13 protein-coding genes are annotated in these 12,924 nt (G+C 69.0%); 6 read left to right on the top strand and 7 right to left on the bottom strand.

Going from position 1 to position 12,924, the window contains the following annotated elements; translation table 11 throughout:
* Positions 1-6: 6 nt before the first annotated feature.
* A complete protein-coding gene (locus tag U9J23_RS06990) occupies positions 7-768 on the bottom strand; it encodes an ABC transporter ATP-binding protein (protein ID WP_026061094.1) in 762 nt (253 codons plus the stop codon).
* Positions 769-859: 91 nt separating this feature from the next.
* A complete protein-coding gene (locus U9J23_RS06985) occupies positions 860-1,621 on the bottom strand; it encodes an SDR family NAD(P)-dependent oxidoreductase (RefSeq protein WP_085470464.1) in 762 nt (253 codons plus the stop codon).
* Positions 1,622-1,699: 78 nt separating this feature from the next.
* On the opposite strand from U9J23_RS06985, the gene U9J23_RS06980 reads away from it, so the two are divergent.
* A complete protein-coding gene (locus U9J23_RS06980; protein ID WP_085470465.1) occupies positions 1,700-2,476 on the top strand; it encodes a deoxyribonuclease IV in 777 nt (258 codons plus the stop codon).
* Between the two features lie 16 nt (positions 2,477-2,492).
* On the opposite strand, the gene U9J23_RS06975 is transcribed toward U9J23_RS06980, so the two are convergent.
* On the bottom strand, positions 2,493-3,386 hold the full coding sequence (locus U9J23_RS06975) for a helix-turn-helix domain-containing protein (protein ID WP_231921815.1): 894 nt from the start codon (positions 3,384-3,386) through the stop codon (positions 2,493-2,495).
* A 102-nt stretch (positions 3,387-3,488) separates the two neighbouring features.
* Between U9J23_RS06975 and U9J23_RS06970 the strand changes: the two genes are divergently transcribed.
* On the top strand, positions 3,489-4,226 hold the full coding sequence (locus tag U9J23_RS06970; protein ID WP_226949782.1) for an SDR family NAD(P)-dependent oxidoreductase: 738 nt from the start codon (positions 3,489-3,491) through the stop codon (positions 4,224-4,226).
* A gap of 12 nt (positions 4,227-4,238) precedes the next feature.
* Here the strand turns inward: U9J23_RS06970 and U9J23_RS06965 are convergent, their stop codons facing one another.
* The 3 genes from U9J23_RS06965 to U9J23_RS06955 are packed head-to-tail and all read right to left on the bottom strand — an operon-like array spanning position 4,239 to position 6,336.
* Positions 4,239-4,850 carry a TetR/AcrR family transcriptional regulator gene (locus tag U9J23_RS06965; protein WP_059382932.1) on the bottom strand — a complete coding sequence of 204 codons (612 nt, stop codon included), beginning with the start codon at positions 4,848-4,850 and terminating at the stop codon, positions 4,239-4,241.
* Entirely contained in the window at positions 4,847-5,602 is a 756-nt protein-coding gene (locus tag U9J23_RS06960) for an ABC transporter permease (protein WP_059382933.1), read from the bottom strand. The genes U9J23_RS06965 and U9J23_RS06960 overlap by 4 nt, the downstream gene beginning before the upstream one ends.
* A complete protein-coding gene (locus U9J23_RS06955; RefSeq protein WP_272269359.1) occupies positions 5,599-6,336 on the bottom strand; it encodes an ABC transporter ATP-binding protein in 738 nt (245 codons plus the stop codon). Before U9J23_RS06955 ends, U9J23_RS06960 begins: the two co-directional genes overlap by 4 nt.
* A gap of 123 nt (positions 6,337-6,459) precedes the next feature.
* Here U9J23_RS06955 and U9J23_RS06950 point away from each other — a divergent pair, with 123 nt between their 5' ends.
* The 3 genes from U9J23_RS06950 (at position 6,460) to U9J23_RS06940 (ending at position 9,553) form a co-directional block, all read left to right on the top strand.
* Complete coding sequence (locus U9J23_RS06950; protein WP_059382935.1) at positions 6,460-7,050, top strand: AMIN-like domain-containing (lipo)protein; 591 nt, start codon at positions 6,460-6,462, stop codon at positions 7,048-7,050.
* An 89-nt stretch (positions 7,051-7,139) separates the two neighbouring features.
* Positions 7,140-9,041: an ABC transporter ATP-binding protein gene (locus tag U9J23_RS06945; RefSeq protein ID WP_085470469.1), complete on the top strand. Its 1,902-nt coding sequence runs from the start codon at positions 7,140-7,142 to the stop codon at positions 9,039-9,041.
* A complete protein-coding gene (locus U9J23_RS06940) occupies positions 9,038-9,553 on the top strand; it encodes a mycothiol transferase (protein ID WP_033097321.1) in 516 nt (171 codons plus the stop codon). Before U9J23_RS06945 ends, U9J23_RS06940 begins: the two co-directional genes overlap by 4 nt.
* A 6-nt stretch (positions 9,554-9,559) precedes the next feature.
* Here U9J23_RS06940 and U9J23_RS06935 read toward each other — a convergent pair whose 3' ends face one another.
* Complete coding sequence (locus U9J23_RS06935; protein WP_059382937.1) at positions 9,560-11,440, bottom strand: DEAD/DEAH box helicase; 1,881 nt, start codon at positions 11,438-11,440, stop codon at positions 9,560-9,562.
* Positions 11,441-11,598: 158 nt separating this feature from the next.
* Here U9J23_RS06935 and U9J23_RS06930 point away from each other — a divergent pair, with 158 nt between their 5' ends.
* Positions 11,599-12,915, top strand: a complete 1,317-nt coding sequence (locus tag U9J23_RS06930) for a TrpB-like pyridoxal phosphate-dependent enzyme (protein WP_059382938.1) — start codon at positions 11,599-11,601, stop codon at positions 12,913-12,915.
* The last annotated feature ends 9 nt before the right edge of the window (positions 12,916-12,924 follow it).

Here is a 12,924-nt window from a genome sequence, read left to right as displayed (position 1 = left end):
TGTCTCCTATTCCGCCACGGGAGCCGCGGAGGCGGGATCGAACTGCTTCATCCTGTCGAGCACTCGTTCGGCCGTCGGTTCGCGCATCTCGTCGACGATGCGTCCGTCGGCGAGGAACACCACGCGGTCGGCGTAGCCGGCGGCACGCGGATCGTGGGTGACGATCACGACGGTCTGGTCGAACTCGTCGACGGCTGCCCGCAGGATGGACAGCACCTCACCGGAGGAGCGGGAGTCGAGATTGCCGGTCGGCTCGTCGCCGAAGATGATCTCGGGCCGGCCCGCGAGGGCACGCGCGCACGCGACACGCTGCTGCTGGCCACCGGACAGTTCGCCGGGACGGTGTCCGAGACGGTCGGTGAGACCGAGACGGGTGACGACGGTGTCGAGCCATTCCTGATCGACCTTGCGGCCCGCGATGTCCACCGGGAGGGTGATGTTCTCGAGGGCGGTGAGGGTGGGGACGAGGTTGAACGCCTGGAAGACGAAGCCGATGCGGTCGCGCCGCAGCTGGGTCATCCCCTTGTCGGACAGGGTCGTCAGATCGGTGTCGCCGATGAAGACCGCTCCGGAGGTCGCGCTGTCGAGACCTGCGAGGCAGTGCATGAGGGTCGACTTGCCCGATCCGGAGGGACCCATGATCGCGGTGAACTCACCGGCGGCGAAATCCGCGGTCACACCGTCGAGGGCGTGAACCGCGGTTTCTCCGGTTCCGTAGATCTTCTTCAGGTCCTGGGCGCGGGCTGCTGGGGCCGAGTGCAGTGGCATGCACCTATCTTCCCGGTGCCGGGACCACTGCACCATCGGGGAGGACCCCGATCTTCGATTCGGGGATACGGGCGTATGCCGGGTCTGTGGTTCAGGCCCAGCGTGCCTGGCCTCCGTCCAGCGGGATCGTCGCGCCGGTGAGATAGCGTGCGTCGTCGCTCACAATCCACGCCACGGCGCGCCCGATGTCCTCCTCTGGGTCGCCGATGCGGCGGAGCGGGATGGATTTCACGAACTCGGCGGCCTCCTCCGGGTTCGTCTCCGTCCACCACTTCAGTCCCGGCGACAGGGCATGTGGGGCGATGGCGTTGACGCGGATGCCGTCGATCCCCCATTCCGACGCCGCGGTGCGGGTGAGCGACCGCAGCGCCTCCTTTGTGGAGGCGTAGCCGCCGTAGCCGCTCACGTCCCAGCGCACTGCCGCGGAGGTGACCATGTTGACGATCGACCCGCCGCCGCGTTCCTTCATGATCGGGTGGACGAGCTGCATGGCGTGCAGCGCCGCGAGCGGACCCGAGCGGTACGCCTTCTCCAGCACGCGCGGCTTCAGGTCGAGCAGCGGCCCGAGCGGGTTGAAACTCGCGTTGTTGACGAGGATGTCGACACCGCCGAAGGCCCCCACCGTCCGGTCCACCGCAGCGGCGATCGCATCCGGATCGGCGATGTCGCACACGATCGGTTCCGCGGTGCCACCGAAGGCGCGGATCTGCTCGGCGGTGTCGACCAGTTTCGATTCGGTCCGGCCGGTGACCGCGATGGCCACGCCTTCGCGGGCGAGCGCGAACGCGACCCCCTGACCGATTCCCTGCCCCGCGCCGGTGATCAGCGCGACCCTGCCCTCGAGTGTGCCCATGCGACGAGTCGAGCAGATTCCGGGCGCGTGCGCGTATTGCGGTCCCGGTCGGCGGGACACTCCCCTAACCTGTGGCACATGCGGATAGGTGCGCACGTCCGGCAGGACGACGATCCCATCGGTCAGGGCGAACATCTCGGTGCCGATCTGGTGCAGGTGTTCCTGTCGGACCCGCAGAAGTGGACGAAACCCGGTGAGCATCCGCGCACCGAGGAGATCCTCGCGTCGGACGTCGACGTGGTGGTGCACTCGCCGTACGTCATCAACGTGGCGAGCCTGAACAACAGGGTGCGGATGCCGTCGCGCAAGGCCGTCGCCGACCACGCCGAGGCCGCCGCGCGGATCGGTGCGCTCGGGCTGGTGGTCCACGGCGGGCACGTGCGCGCCGGAGAGGACGTCGCCGCCGGGGTCGAGAACTGGCGCAAGCTGTTCGAACGACAGGAGGACAAGGGCGGGTTCGGGGTGCCGATCCTCGTCGAGAACACCGCGGGCGGCGACTTCGCGATGGCCCGCTACATCGACGCGATCGGACGTCTGTGGGACGCCATCGGCGACTACGGTCCCGGTTTCTGCCTCGACACCTGCCACGCCTGGGCGGCCGGGGAGGATCTCGTCGGCGTCGTCGAACGGGTGCGCGCGGTCACCGGCCGCATCGACCTGGTGCACCTGAACAATTCGCGGGACGAGTTCGATTCGGCCCGCGACCGGCACGCCAATCTCGTCGACGGGCAGATCGATCCGCAGTTGCTCGCGGAGATCGCGGTGCAGGCCGACGCACCGATCGTGCTCGAGACGCCGGCGGAGGGGCTCGCCGAGGACATCGCCTTCCTGCGCGAGCACGCATCCCGCGGCTGAATCCGACCGCAGGTCCCTACGGGCGGGACGACTCGGCGCCCCACTGTTGCGTACCGCCCCACTGTTGCGTACCCACCACGCGCAACAACGCGAGCGACTCTGCCGCAGGTGTACCGGGCACGGCCGAGTAGACGATGACGGACTGGTCGACGTCGGGCACGTGCAGGGTGTCGCAGTCCAGGACGATGGGACCCAGGGCCGGGTGGTTCACGGTCTTGGTGTGCGTGCGCCACCCTCCAGGTTCGGCCGTCGCCCAGAGTTCCGCGAAGTGTTCGGATCCGCTCCGCAGTTCGTCGATCAGCTCGTGCAGTCCCGTATCGCGCGGATAACGCGCTGCCGCGGACCGCAGGCTCGCGACCGACTGGTGCGCCGTCGCTGCGAACTCCGCCTCGGTGACGCCGACGCTGCTGAGCGGTGGGTCCGCGTCGTCCGGCAGGAACCGCAGCCGATGGATGTTGCGCCGGTCGGGCGCCACGGCGGACCAGTCGCCGTGCAGTGCCGACGCCATCGCGTTCCACGCGAGTACGTCCCCTTTCGCACTCATCACCACCACCGGCAGGTCCGCGAACCGGTCGATCAGGCGCAGCACGCTCGGTCGGACGTGCATGTCGATCGTGCCCGGTCCGGGTGGGGAGACCCCGGCGAGGTGGAACAGCTGGTTCCGCCCGTCGAGGTCGAGTCGCAGCGCCCGGGCGAGAGCGCCGAGGACCTGCACCGACGGGACCGGGCCTCTCCCCTGTTCGAGGCGCACGACGTAGTCGACGCTGATCCCCGCGAGCATCGCGACCTCTTCGCGGCGGAGCCCGGGAGTTCGGCGGCGCCGGCCGGAGGGCAACCCGACGTCGCCCGGATCCACTCGTTCACGGGCCCGCCGGAGCGCTGCTGCAAGCTCGGTGCGATCGATACTCACATCGACCAGCATGGCCTCCGGTCGGGCGGTATGGGTAGGACCGCCGATCCCACGATCGACACGTCCTGGCACGGGCCGCCGCATGCTCCGATGGTGGAAGCCATGACAACGCAGAATTCCACGCAACCGTCCCTGTCCGTTCTCCTCACCGGCGCCACCGGTGGCCTCGGTTCCGAGACCTCTCGTCGCCTCGCCGCAGCCGGTCATACCGTCTGGATGGGCGTGCGCGACACCCGCGCCGGCGAGGACACCGCCGCGAAGATCCGGGCCGACCATCCCGACGCCGATCTGCGGGTCGTCGAACTCGACGTGACCGACGGCGAATCCGTCACCGCCGCACACGATGTCGTGAGCACGTCGGCGACAGGCCTGGACGTGCTCGTCAACAACGCCGGGATCCTCGGCAACTTCGGCGATCCCGTCGACACCGTTCCCGCCGACTTCCTTCCGGTCTTCGGGGTGAACCTGCTCGGACCGGTCCGCGTCACCCACACCTTCCTGCCGCTGCTCCGCCGGTCGGCGACGCCCCGGCTGGTGATGGTGTCGAGCGGCATGGGGTCGTTCGCCGTCACCTCCGATCCGCAGCGGATCGAATCCACCCTGCCCGGCCTGGTGTACACGTCGTCGAAGGCGGCCCTCAACATGGTGACGTTGATGTACGCCAAGGCATTGCCCGAGGTGCGTGTCGTGGCCGTGGACCCCGGATACACCGCGACGGCATTCAACGGCTTCTCCGGCACCCAGTCGGTGGAGGAGGGCACCGACGCGATCCTGGCCGCCTGCCTCGCCGAGACCCTCGAGGGCCTGTTCGTCGACCGCCACGGCGTCGTGCCGTGGTGATCCGGTCGATCGTCACATCCCGGGCAGATCGCCGGTCAGATAGTGCTGCACGGTGGGGGCGACGATCCCGACGAGCTGCTCCGACGGCATCGACGCGAGCGGTTCGAGCCCGATGATGTAGCGCACCAGCATGATCCCGGTCATCTGGGTGGCCACCAGTTCGGCCCGCAGCCTGCCGGTACCGACGGGACGATCGATGCGCTCGAACAGCGGCGCGAGCGCGACCTCCAGCAGGAACGAGCGGATCAGGCCGCTGTCGCCGCCGGCGATCTGCGCCCGGAACATCGCCACGGCCGCGTCGCGGTGCGGGGAGTCCCAGACACCGAGAAGAGCGGCCACGAGAGCACGACCGAGGTCCTCGGGCGGGGCCGCGTACACGGGAGCGAGGACGTCGCGCGGATCGACGGGCAGCGCGATGGACGCGGTGAACAGCTGCAGCTTGGTGCCGAAGTAGTGGTGTACGAGCGCCGGGTCCACCCCGGCACGGGCTGCGACCGCACGCACCGTGGTCTTGTCGAACCCGTTGGCGGCGAACAACTCCCGGGCGCTCGAAAGGATGTCGTCGCGCGCGCCCGAATTGCCGGGGCGGCGGCCGGGGCGGCGCGTCCCGGCCTCGCTCGTCACGGGGTGCGGCGGCGGAGTGTCGCCGCACCGAGCGCGAGGGCCGCGGCGGCGAACGCCGCGACGACGACCAGATCCCGCACCATGACGCCGGTGACGCCCGGGTTCACGGTGATCTCCTGCAGGGCCTCCACGGCATAGCTCAACGGCAGTACGTTGCTGATCCAGCGGAGCCAGTCGGGCAGATCGTCCCGGGCGACGAGCAGCCCGCACAGCAGGAACTGCGGGATGACGATCACCGGCATGAACTGCACGGCCTGGAACTCGGTGCGGGCGAAGGCACTGCACAGAAGCCCCAGGGAGACACCGAGGACGGCGACGAGAACCGCGACGACCAGCACCCACAGCACCGATCCGGCGCTGGTGACGTCGAGCAGCCAGAAGGCCACCACACATGCGAGGCCGGCCTGGACGGCCGCCGCGAGCGAGAAGGCGCTGCCGTAGCCGGCGAGCAGGTCGAGTTTCGTCAGCGGTGTCGTGAGCAGCCGTTCGAGGGTGCCCGAACTGCGCTCGCGTTGCATCGCGATGGAGGTGACCAGAAACATGACGACGAACGGGAGGATCCCGAGCATCGTGACGGCGATCCGGTCGAACAGCGAGACGCCGCCCGGGCCGGTGGGGACGTTCTGGTACATGAAGTACAGCAGCGTCATCAGCAGGCTCGGGACGAGCACGATCATCGCGACGGTGCGATGGTCGGTCCGCAGTTGACGCAGGATGCGGGTGGTCGTGGTGGCATAGATGACGGCGCTCACGGTCGTGCTCCCGTCCGGTTCCGGATGAGTCGGAGAAAGGCGTTCTCGAGGCCCGTCTCCCCCGTCTGTTCGCGCAGTTCGACGGGGGTCAGCTGGGCGATCAGCCGGCCCTCGCGCAGGAGGACGAGCTCGTCGCAGTGGTCGGCCTCGTCCATGACGTGGCTCGACACGAGCAGGGTGGTGCCGCGGTCGGCGAGCGCACGGAAGTGCTCCCACAGTTCGGCGCGCAGCAGCGGATCGAGCCCGACGGTGGGTTCGTCGAGCACGAGGAGTTCGGGATCGCCCACGAGCGCGCATGCGAGCGACACCCGTCCGAGCTGGCCGCCGGACAGGGCCGACGTGCGGTCGGCGGCGTGGTCGGTGAGGCCGACCGCCGCGACGGTGTCGGTGACCGCGGAGCCCTTCCGCACGTAGAGGGAGGAGAAATAGGAGACGTTCTCGATGACGGTCAGGTCGGGGTAGACGCTCGGCGACTGGGTGACGTAACCGATGCGGCGGCGCAGTTCGGCGCTGCCCGCGGGCAGGCCCAGCACGGTGACCGTGCCGGACTCGACGATCTGGGTGCCGACGATCGTGCGCATCAGGGTGGTCTTCCCGCAGCCGGAGGGCCCGAGCAGTCCGGTGATCGAGCCGCGCGGGACGCGCACGCTCACGCCCTCGAGGGCTCGGTGGGTGCCGCGCCGGACGTGCAGGTCGCGGATGTCGACGGCGTCGGAGATGTGGTCGATGTTCATGGTCCACTCAATTCATCGAGTGTTGAAATCATCCTCGGATGAATTGTGCGCCTCACGTCTCGATCCGGTCAACCCCCGCGAGCGTCGAGGGCCGGTCGGGAGCTCCGACGTACCATGAGCCCCATGAAGCACACCCGTCTCGCTCTGGCCGTCACCGCAACAGCACTGGTCCTGGCGGGATGCTCCGCCGGCGACGACGAGCCTGCGCCCTCCCCCGCCGTCTCGGTCGACACGCCGACGTCCACGGCTCCCGAGACCACCACCTCCGCCGACGTCCCGCGCGACGCGCGCGAGAAGGTCTCCCCGGCCGGAGAGGGCGCGAAGCTCACCGTCGTCGACATCCGCACCGGACGTCACGAGGGCTTCGACCGCGTGGTCTACGAACTCGGCGGCGAGGGCACGCCGGGATGGCGGGTCGGCTACGTCGACGAGGCGTTCCAGCAGGGCAGCGGCAACGAGGTCCCCGTCGCCGGCGACGCCGTGCTGCAGGTGCTCATCGACGGCTCGGCCTATCCGTTCGACAGCGGTGTCGAGCAGTACGACGGCCCGGATCCCGTGCTCGCCGAAGCCGGCGGATCTGTGGTGGAGGTCAGCGGGTCCGGTGTCTTCGAAGGTGTCACACAGTCGTTCATCGGCGTCGCCGCGCACGGCACCCCGTTCTCGGTGTACTCCCTCACCGGGCCGACGCGCGTGGTGATCGACGTGGCTCGCTGACGCCTCGTCCTGTCGTGGTGCGAGCCTAGGCTTGACCTCGAGCGCACTCGAGGTCCTAGCCTCGGCTGCGACCCGAGGAGGCCCACACCATGAGCATGGAAGTCACCGCGTGGAACGCGATGTACAACGCGATGCACGCCGAGAGCGACCGCAGGCCGTTCTCCCGAGCGAGCCTGCGGCGGATCGCCGAGTTCGCCCGGCCGCACCGCCGCAACATCACCTTCTATCTCGCTCTGAGCGTGACCATCGCTGCGCTCGGTGTCGCGACACCGGTGCTCGCCGGGCGGGTGATCGACGCGATCGTCGACGGCGCCGCGGTCTCGGTCGTGGTGCTGCTCGCGGTGATCATCGCCGCGATCGCATTGGTCGAGGCCGGCCTCGGGATCGCGAACCGCTGGTTGTCGGCGAGCATCGGTGAGGACCTCATCCTCGATCTGCGCACCACGGTCTTCGACCACGTGCAGCGCATGCCGGTCGCCTTCTTCACGAGGACCCGTACGGGCGCGCTCGTCTCACGCCTGAACAACGACGTCATCGGTGCGCAGCGCGCCTTCAGCGACACCCTGTCCGGCGTGGTCGGCAACATCGTCACCCTCGCGATCACCCTGGTGGTGATGATCGGGATCTCCTGGCAGATCACACTTCTCGCACTGCTGCTACTCCCGATCTTCGTGGTTCCCGCCCGGCACATGGGCGCTCGGCTCGCGCAGCTCAGCCGGGAGGCGGCCAACCACAACTCGGTGATGAACACGCAGATGACCGAACGGTTCTCGGCACCGGGCGCCACCCTGGTCAAGCTGTTCGGCCGTCCGGCACAGGAGTCGAGGGAGTTCGCCGTCCGGGCGAAGCGGGTCCGCGACATCGGGGTACGCACCGCGATGCTGCAGAGCGTGTTCGTCACGGCCCTGACGCTCGTGTCCGCGCTCGCGCTCGCGCTCGTCTACGGCCTCGGTGGTTTCTATGCGCTGCGCGATCAGCTCGATCCCGGTGCGGTGGTCGCGATGGCGATGCTCCTCACGCGCCTGTACTCGCCGCTGACGGCGCTGGCCAGCGCCCGTATGGACGTCATGAGTGCGATGGTGAGCTTCGAGAGGGTCTTCGAGATCCTCGACCTGAAGCCGCTGATCGAGCAGTCGCCCGACGCCCGGCCGGTTCCCGACGGTCCGGTCTCGGTGGAACTCCGGGATGTCGGCTTCGCGTATCCGTCCGCCGACAAGGTCTCGCTCGCCTCCCTCGAGGAGGTGGCGGTGCTCGATTCCCGGGGCGGCGAAGAGGTGCTGCACGATGTGTCGTTCCGCGTGGAGCCGGGCCGGATGGTCGCACTGGTCGGATCGTCCGGTGCCGGGAAATCGACCATCGCACAACTGATCCCGCGACTCTACGATGTCGATTCCGGTGCCGTGCTGCTCGGCGGAGCGGACGTCCGCGAGCTGACCGCCGATTCGATCCGCGCGACGGTCGGGCTCGTCACCCAGGACGGTCACCTGTTCCACGACACGGTCCGCAACAACCTGCTGCTCGCCCGCCCCGAAGCCGGGGAGGACGAATTGTGGGACGCCCTGCGCCGCGCCCGCCTCGAGAGCCTGATCGCGTCGCTGCCGAACGGACTCGACACCGTCGTCGGCGAACGCGGTTACCGGCTCTCGGGTGGTGAACGTCAGCGGCTGACGATCGCGCGGCTGCTGCTCGCCCATCCACGGGTGGTGATCCTGGACGAGGCCACCGCCCATCTCGATTCGACCTCGGAGGCCGCCGTCCAGGAGGCGTTGACCGAGGCGCTCGAGGGTCGCACGTCGGTGGTCATCGCACACCGCCTGTCGACCATCCGCGCAGCCGACGAGATCCTGGTCGTCGAGGCCGGGCGCATCGTCGAACGCGGCAACCACGACGATCTCCTGGCGGCGGGTGGCCGCTACGCGGAGCTGTACCGCACGCAGTTCGCCGATTCGGGGCCGAAGGTGTCGGTGGGAGCACCCATACTCGACGCATGAGCACCCCAGAACACGATCTGTTGCTGAAGCTGCTTTCCAACCAATTCGATGCCCTGCGCAACGCGCTGTCGGGCCTGACCGAGGATCAGGCCCGCAGCGCGCCGAGCGCATCGTCGATGAGCCTGGCATCGCTGGTCAACCATCTCGTCGACGGTCTCACCGCCACGGACGGCCGGATCCGCGGCGACAATACTCGCGATGCCGACCCGGTCGCGGCGTGGCAGGCCGGGTGGCGGGTCGAGGAGAGCGAGACGGTCGCCGACCAGCTCGCCCGCCTCGACGCCGAGGCCGAACGGTTCGCCGCGACGGTTCGCGCCGAAGCTGACCTCGGCCGGGTCGTGGAGATCTCCCCCGACGTCGCGCAGTGGCTCGATCAGGGCGAACCGTTCACCGTCCGGTTCCTGATCCTGCATCAGATCGAGGAATGGGCTCGCCACGCCGGGCACGCCGACATCATCCGCGAGTCGATCGACGGCGCCACCGTCGACGTCCTGGCGCAGCGAGTGAGCTGACCGACGTCAGTCGCGGTAGCCGCCGCGACCGCCACGGTCGTTGCGGTCGCTGCGGTGCGTGAAGTCGCCGGAACGGCCACCACGGCTGTCGCCGTACTCACGCTTGCCGCCGCGGTCGCGCTTGCCGTGATCGCGCCGGTCTCCCCCGCGTCGATCGTCGCCGCGACGGTCGTCGCGTCCGCGATACGAGCTCGGACGTCCGGTCGGTGCGCCGGAGTCGGGCTGCAGCTGGATGAGCACACCCGAGATGCGGGTGGAGCGCAGCGCGTCGAGGGTCTGCGGCGACAGATCCTTCGGCAGCTCGACAAGGCTGTGATCGGCACGGATGCTGATGTGCCCGAAGTCGCCGCGGCGCAGTCCGCCCTCGTTGGCGATGGCACCGACGATCGCACCGGGCTGCACGCGGTGACGCTTGCCCACGGCGATGCGGTAGGTGGTCATCTCCTGGCCGTCGCGACCGACCTTCGGCCCGTCGTCGAAGCGACGCGGCGGACGCTCGCGCGGTTCGCGGTCGCGGCGCGGCGGTGCGACCGGCTCGGGTTCGGCCTCCATGAGGAACGACTCGCCGTCGCGTGACAGGACCGCCAGTGCGGCGGCGATGTCGGCGAGCGGCACGTCGTGCTCGCGCTCGTAGTCCTCGACGAACGTGCGGAACAGCTGCAGGTGATCGGAGGTGAGCGCCTCTGTGATCGAGTCGTTGAACTTCGACACGCGCTGGGCGTTGACGTCCTCGACCGTGGGCAGCTGCATCTCGGCGAGCGGCTGACGGGTAGCCCGCTCGATCGCCTTGAGCAGGTGCCGCTCACGCGGAGCGACGAACAGCAGGGCGTCGCCGGTACGGCCGGCGCGGCCCGTACGGCCGATGCGGTGCACGTACGACTCGGTGTCGTGCGGGATGTCGTAGTTGACGACGTGGCTGATGCGCTCGACGTCGAGACCACGCGCGGCGACGTCGGTGGCGACGAGAATGTCGAGCGAACCGTTCTTGAGCTGGTTGATCGTGCGCTCGCGCTGGGCCTGCACGATGTCGCCGTTGATCGCGGCCGCGGAGAAACCGCGGGCGCGCAACCGCTCGGCCAGATCCTCGGTGGCCTGCTTCGTGCGCACGAAGATGATCATCGCCTCGAAGGTCTCGACCTCGAGGACACGGGTCAGCGCGTCGAGCTTGCGCTGGTGGGAGACGAGGACCCACCGCTGGGAGATGTTCGCCGACGTCGTCGTCTTCGACTTGACGGTGATTTCCTGCGGATCCTTGAGGTACTGCTTCGACAGCCGGCGGATCGCGCCCGGCATGGTCGCGGAGAACAGCGCGACCTGCTTGGTGTCGGGGGTGTCGGCGAGGATGCGCTCGACGTCCTCCTGGAAGCCCATGGTGAGCATCTCGTCGGCCTCGTCGAGGACGAGGAACTCGAGCTCGGAGATGTCGAGGGTGCCCTTGGCGAGGTGATCGATCACACGTCCGGGGGTACCGACGATGACCTGGGCGCCGCGGCGGAGACCGGACAGCTGTACACCGTACGCCTGGCCGCCGTAGATGGGCAGGACGTTCAGGCCCGGGATATGGACGGAATACTTACCGAAAGCCTCCGCGACCTGCAGCGCGAGCTCTCGGGTGGGCGCCAGCACCAGCGCCTGGGGCCGCTTCACGGAGGTGTCGATACGCGAGAGGATCGGCACTGCGAAGGCGGCGGTCTTGCCGGTGCCGGTCTGAGCGAGACCGACGACGTCCCGTCCCTCCAGCAGCGGTGGGATGGTCGCCGCCTGGATCGGCGACGGGGACTCGTAACCCACGTCCGAAAGAGCTTGCAGCACACGGGCATCGATGTCGAGATCGGCAAACGTGAGAGCTGCGGTCTCCTGGTCGGGGGCGTCTTGAATTTCACTCATTTGACCAGCAGTTTATCGGATGGACCCACCTCTTCGCGCCCGGACCCGGCTACGACCTGGGCTCGAGCGCGCGAATAATGGCACACCCCACGCCGCCGCCTCCATCCGGGGCGCGTCACACTGGGCGGGTTCCGTGTCCCCGACCGAAGGATTCCACAGTGACGGCTCCCCCTTCCTCGCACGTGTCCGCGACATCCCCGTCCGTCGCCGATTCGGGCATTCCGACGCACTGGTACAACATCGTCGGCGACCTCGAGGTGGCCCCGCCGCCGCACCTGCACCCCGGCACCCGCGAGCCGATCACCGCCGACGATCTCGCGCCGCTGTTCGCCTCGGGGCTGATCGAGCAGGAGCTGTCGACCGAGACCGACATCGAGATCCCGGAGGCCGTGCGCGAGGTCTACGCCGGCTACCGCACCACTCCCCTGTTCCGCGCCCACTCGTTCGAGAAGGCACTCGGCACCCCGGCCCGCATCTACGTCAAGTACGAGGGCGTGAGCCCGGTGGGCAGCCACAAGGTGAATTCGGCGGTGGCCCAGGCGTACTACAACTCGCTCGACGGCGTCACCCGACTGACAACGGAAACAGGTGCGGGACAGTGGGGTTCGGCCCTGTCCTTCGCGTGCGCGAAGTTCGGTATCGATCTCGAGGTGTGGCAGGTCCGCGCCTCCTACGACTCGAAGCCCTACCGCCGTTTCCTCATCGAGACCTACGGCGGCACAGTTCATCCCAGCCCGTCCGATCTGACGGAGGCCGGTCGCGCCGTCCTCGCCGAACATCCGGACACTCCCGGCTCGCTCGGCATCGCGGTGTCGGAGGCCGTGGAGGTCGCGGTGAAGGACGCCGCCGCCCGCTACACCCTCGGCAGCGTGCTCAATCACGTGGTGCTGCACCAGACCGTCATCGGCCTCGAGGCCGTGGAACAGCTGCGGGCCGCGGGCGAGGACCAGGCAGATGTGGTCTTCGGTTGCGCAGGTGGCGGTTCGAACCTCGCCGGCCTGTCGTTCCCGTTCCTGCGCGAGGTCATCCACGAGCGGGCGACGACGCGCGTCGTGGCCGTCGAGCCCTCGGCGTGCCCGTCGATCACCCGCGGTGAGTACCGCTACGACCACGGCGACATCGCGGGCCTGACGCCGTTGCTGAAGATGCACACCCTCGGCCAGGACTTCATCCCCGACCCGATCCACGCCGGCGGGCTGCGGTACCACGGCATGGCGCCGCTGCTCAGCCACACGGTCGAGCTCGGTTACGTGCAGGGACGGTCCGTGGCACAGACCGACGCCTTCTCCGCGGCGGTGCTCTTCGCCCGCAACGAGGGCATCGTGCCGGCGCCGGAGTCGTCGCACGCGATCGCCGCGGCCGCGGAGTACGCACGGGGCCTCACCGAGCCCGAGGTGATCGTGATCGGCCTGTCCGGCCACGGTCAGCTCGATCTGCCCGCCTACCACTCCTACCTGTCGGGCGAGCTCGACTGAGATCACCCT

The sequence above is a fragment of the Rhodococcus sp. PD04 genome, assembly GCF_035918275.1.
Classification (GTDB): Bacteria; Actinomycetota; Actinomycetes; order Mycobacteriales; family Mycobacteriaceae; genus Rhodococcus; species Rhodococcus rhodochrous.
The sequence above is the reverse complement of the archived record's forward strand: the minus strand, read 5'-3'. Positions and strand labels throughout refer to the sequence as shown.

Excerpts from the sequence above, each read along its gene's own strand:
- U9J23_RS06945 (WP_085470469.1), top strand. The coding sequence starts at position 7,140 with ATGAGCATGGAAGTCACCGCGTGGAACGCGATGTACAACGCGATGCAC.
- U9J23_RS06940 (WP_033097321.1), top strand. The coding sequence starts at position 9,038 with ATGAGCACCCCAGAACACGATCTGTTGCTGAAGCTGCTTTCCAACCAA.
- U9J23_RS06935 (WP_059382937.1), bottom strand. The coding sequence starts at position 11,440 with ATGAGTGAAATTCAAGACGCCCCCGACCAGGAGACCGCAGCTCTCACG.
- U9J23_RS06950 (WP_059382935.1), top strand. The coding sequence starts at position 6,460 with ATGAAGCACACCCGTCTCGCTCTGGCCGTCACCGCAACAGCACTGGTC.
- U9J23_RS06985 (WP_085470464.1), bottom strand. The coding sequence starts at position 1,621 with ATGGGCACACTCGAGGGCAGGGTCGCGCTGATCACCGGCGCGGGGCAG.
- U9J23_RS06955 (WP_272269359.1), bottom strand. The coding sequence starts at position 6,336 with ATGAACATCGACCACATCTCCGACGCCGTCGACATCCGCGACCTGCAC.
- U9J23_RS06990 (WP_026061094.1), bottom strand. The coding sequence starts at position 768 with ATGCCACTGCACTCGGCCCCAGCAGCCCGCGCCCAGGACCTGAAGAAG.
- U9J23_RS06980 (WP_085470465.1), top strand. The coding sequence starts at position 1,700 with ATGCGGATAGGTGCGCACGTCCGGCAGGACGACGATCCCATCGGTCAG.
- U9J23_RS06970 (WP_226949782.1), top strand. The coding sequence starts at position 3,489 with ATGACAACGCAGAATTCCACGCAACCGTCCCTGTCCGTTCTCCTCACC.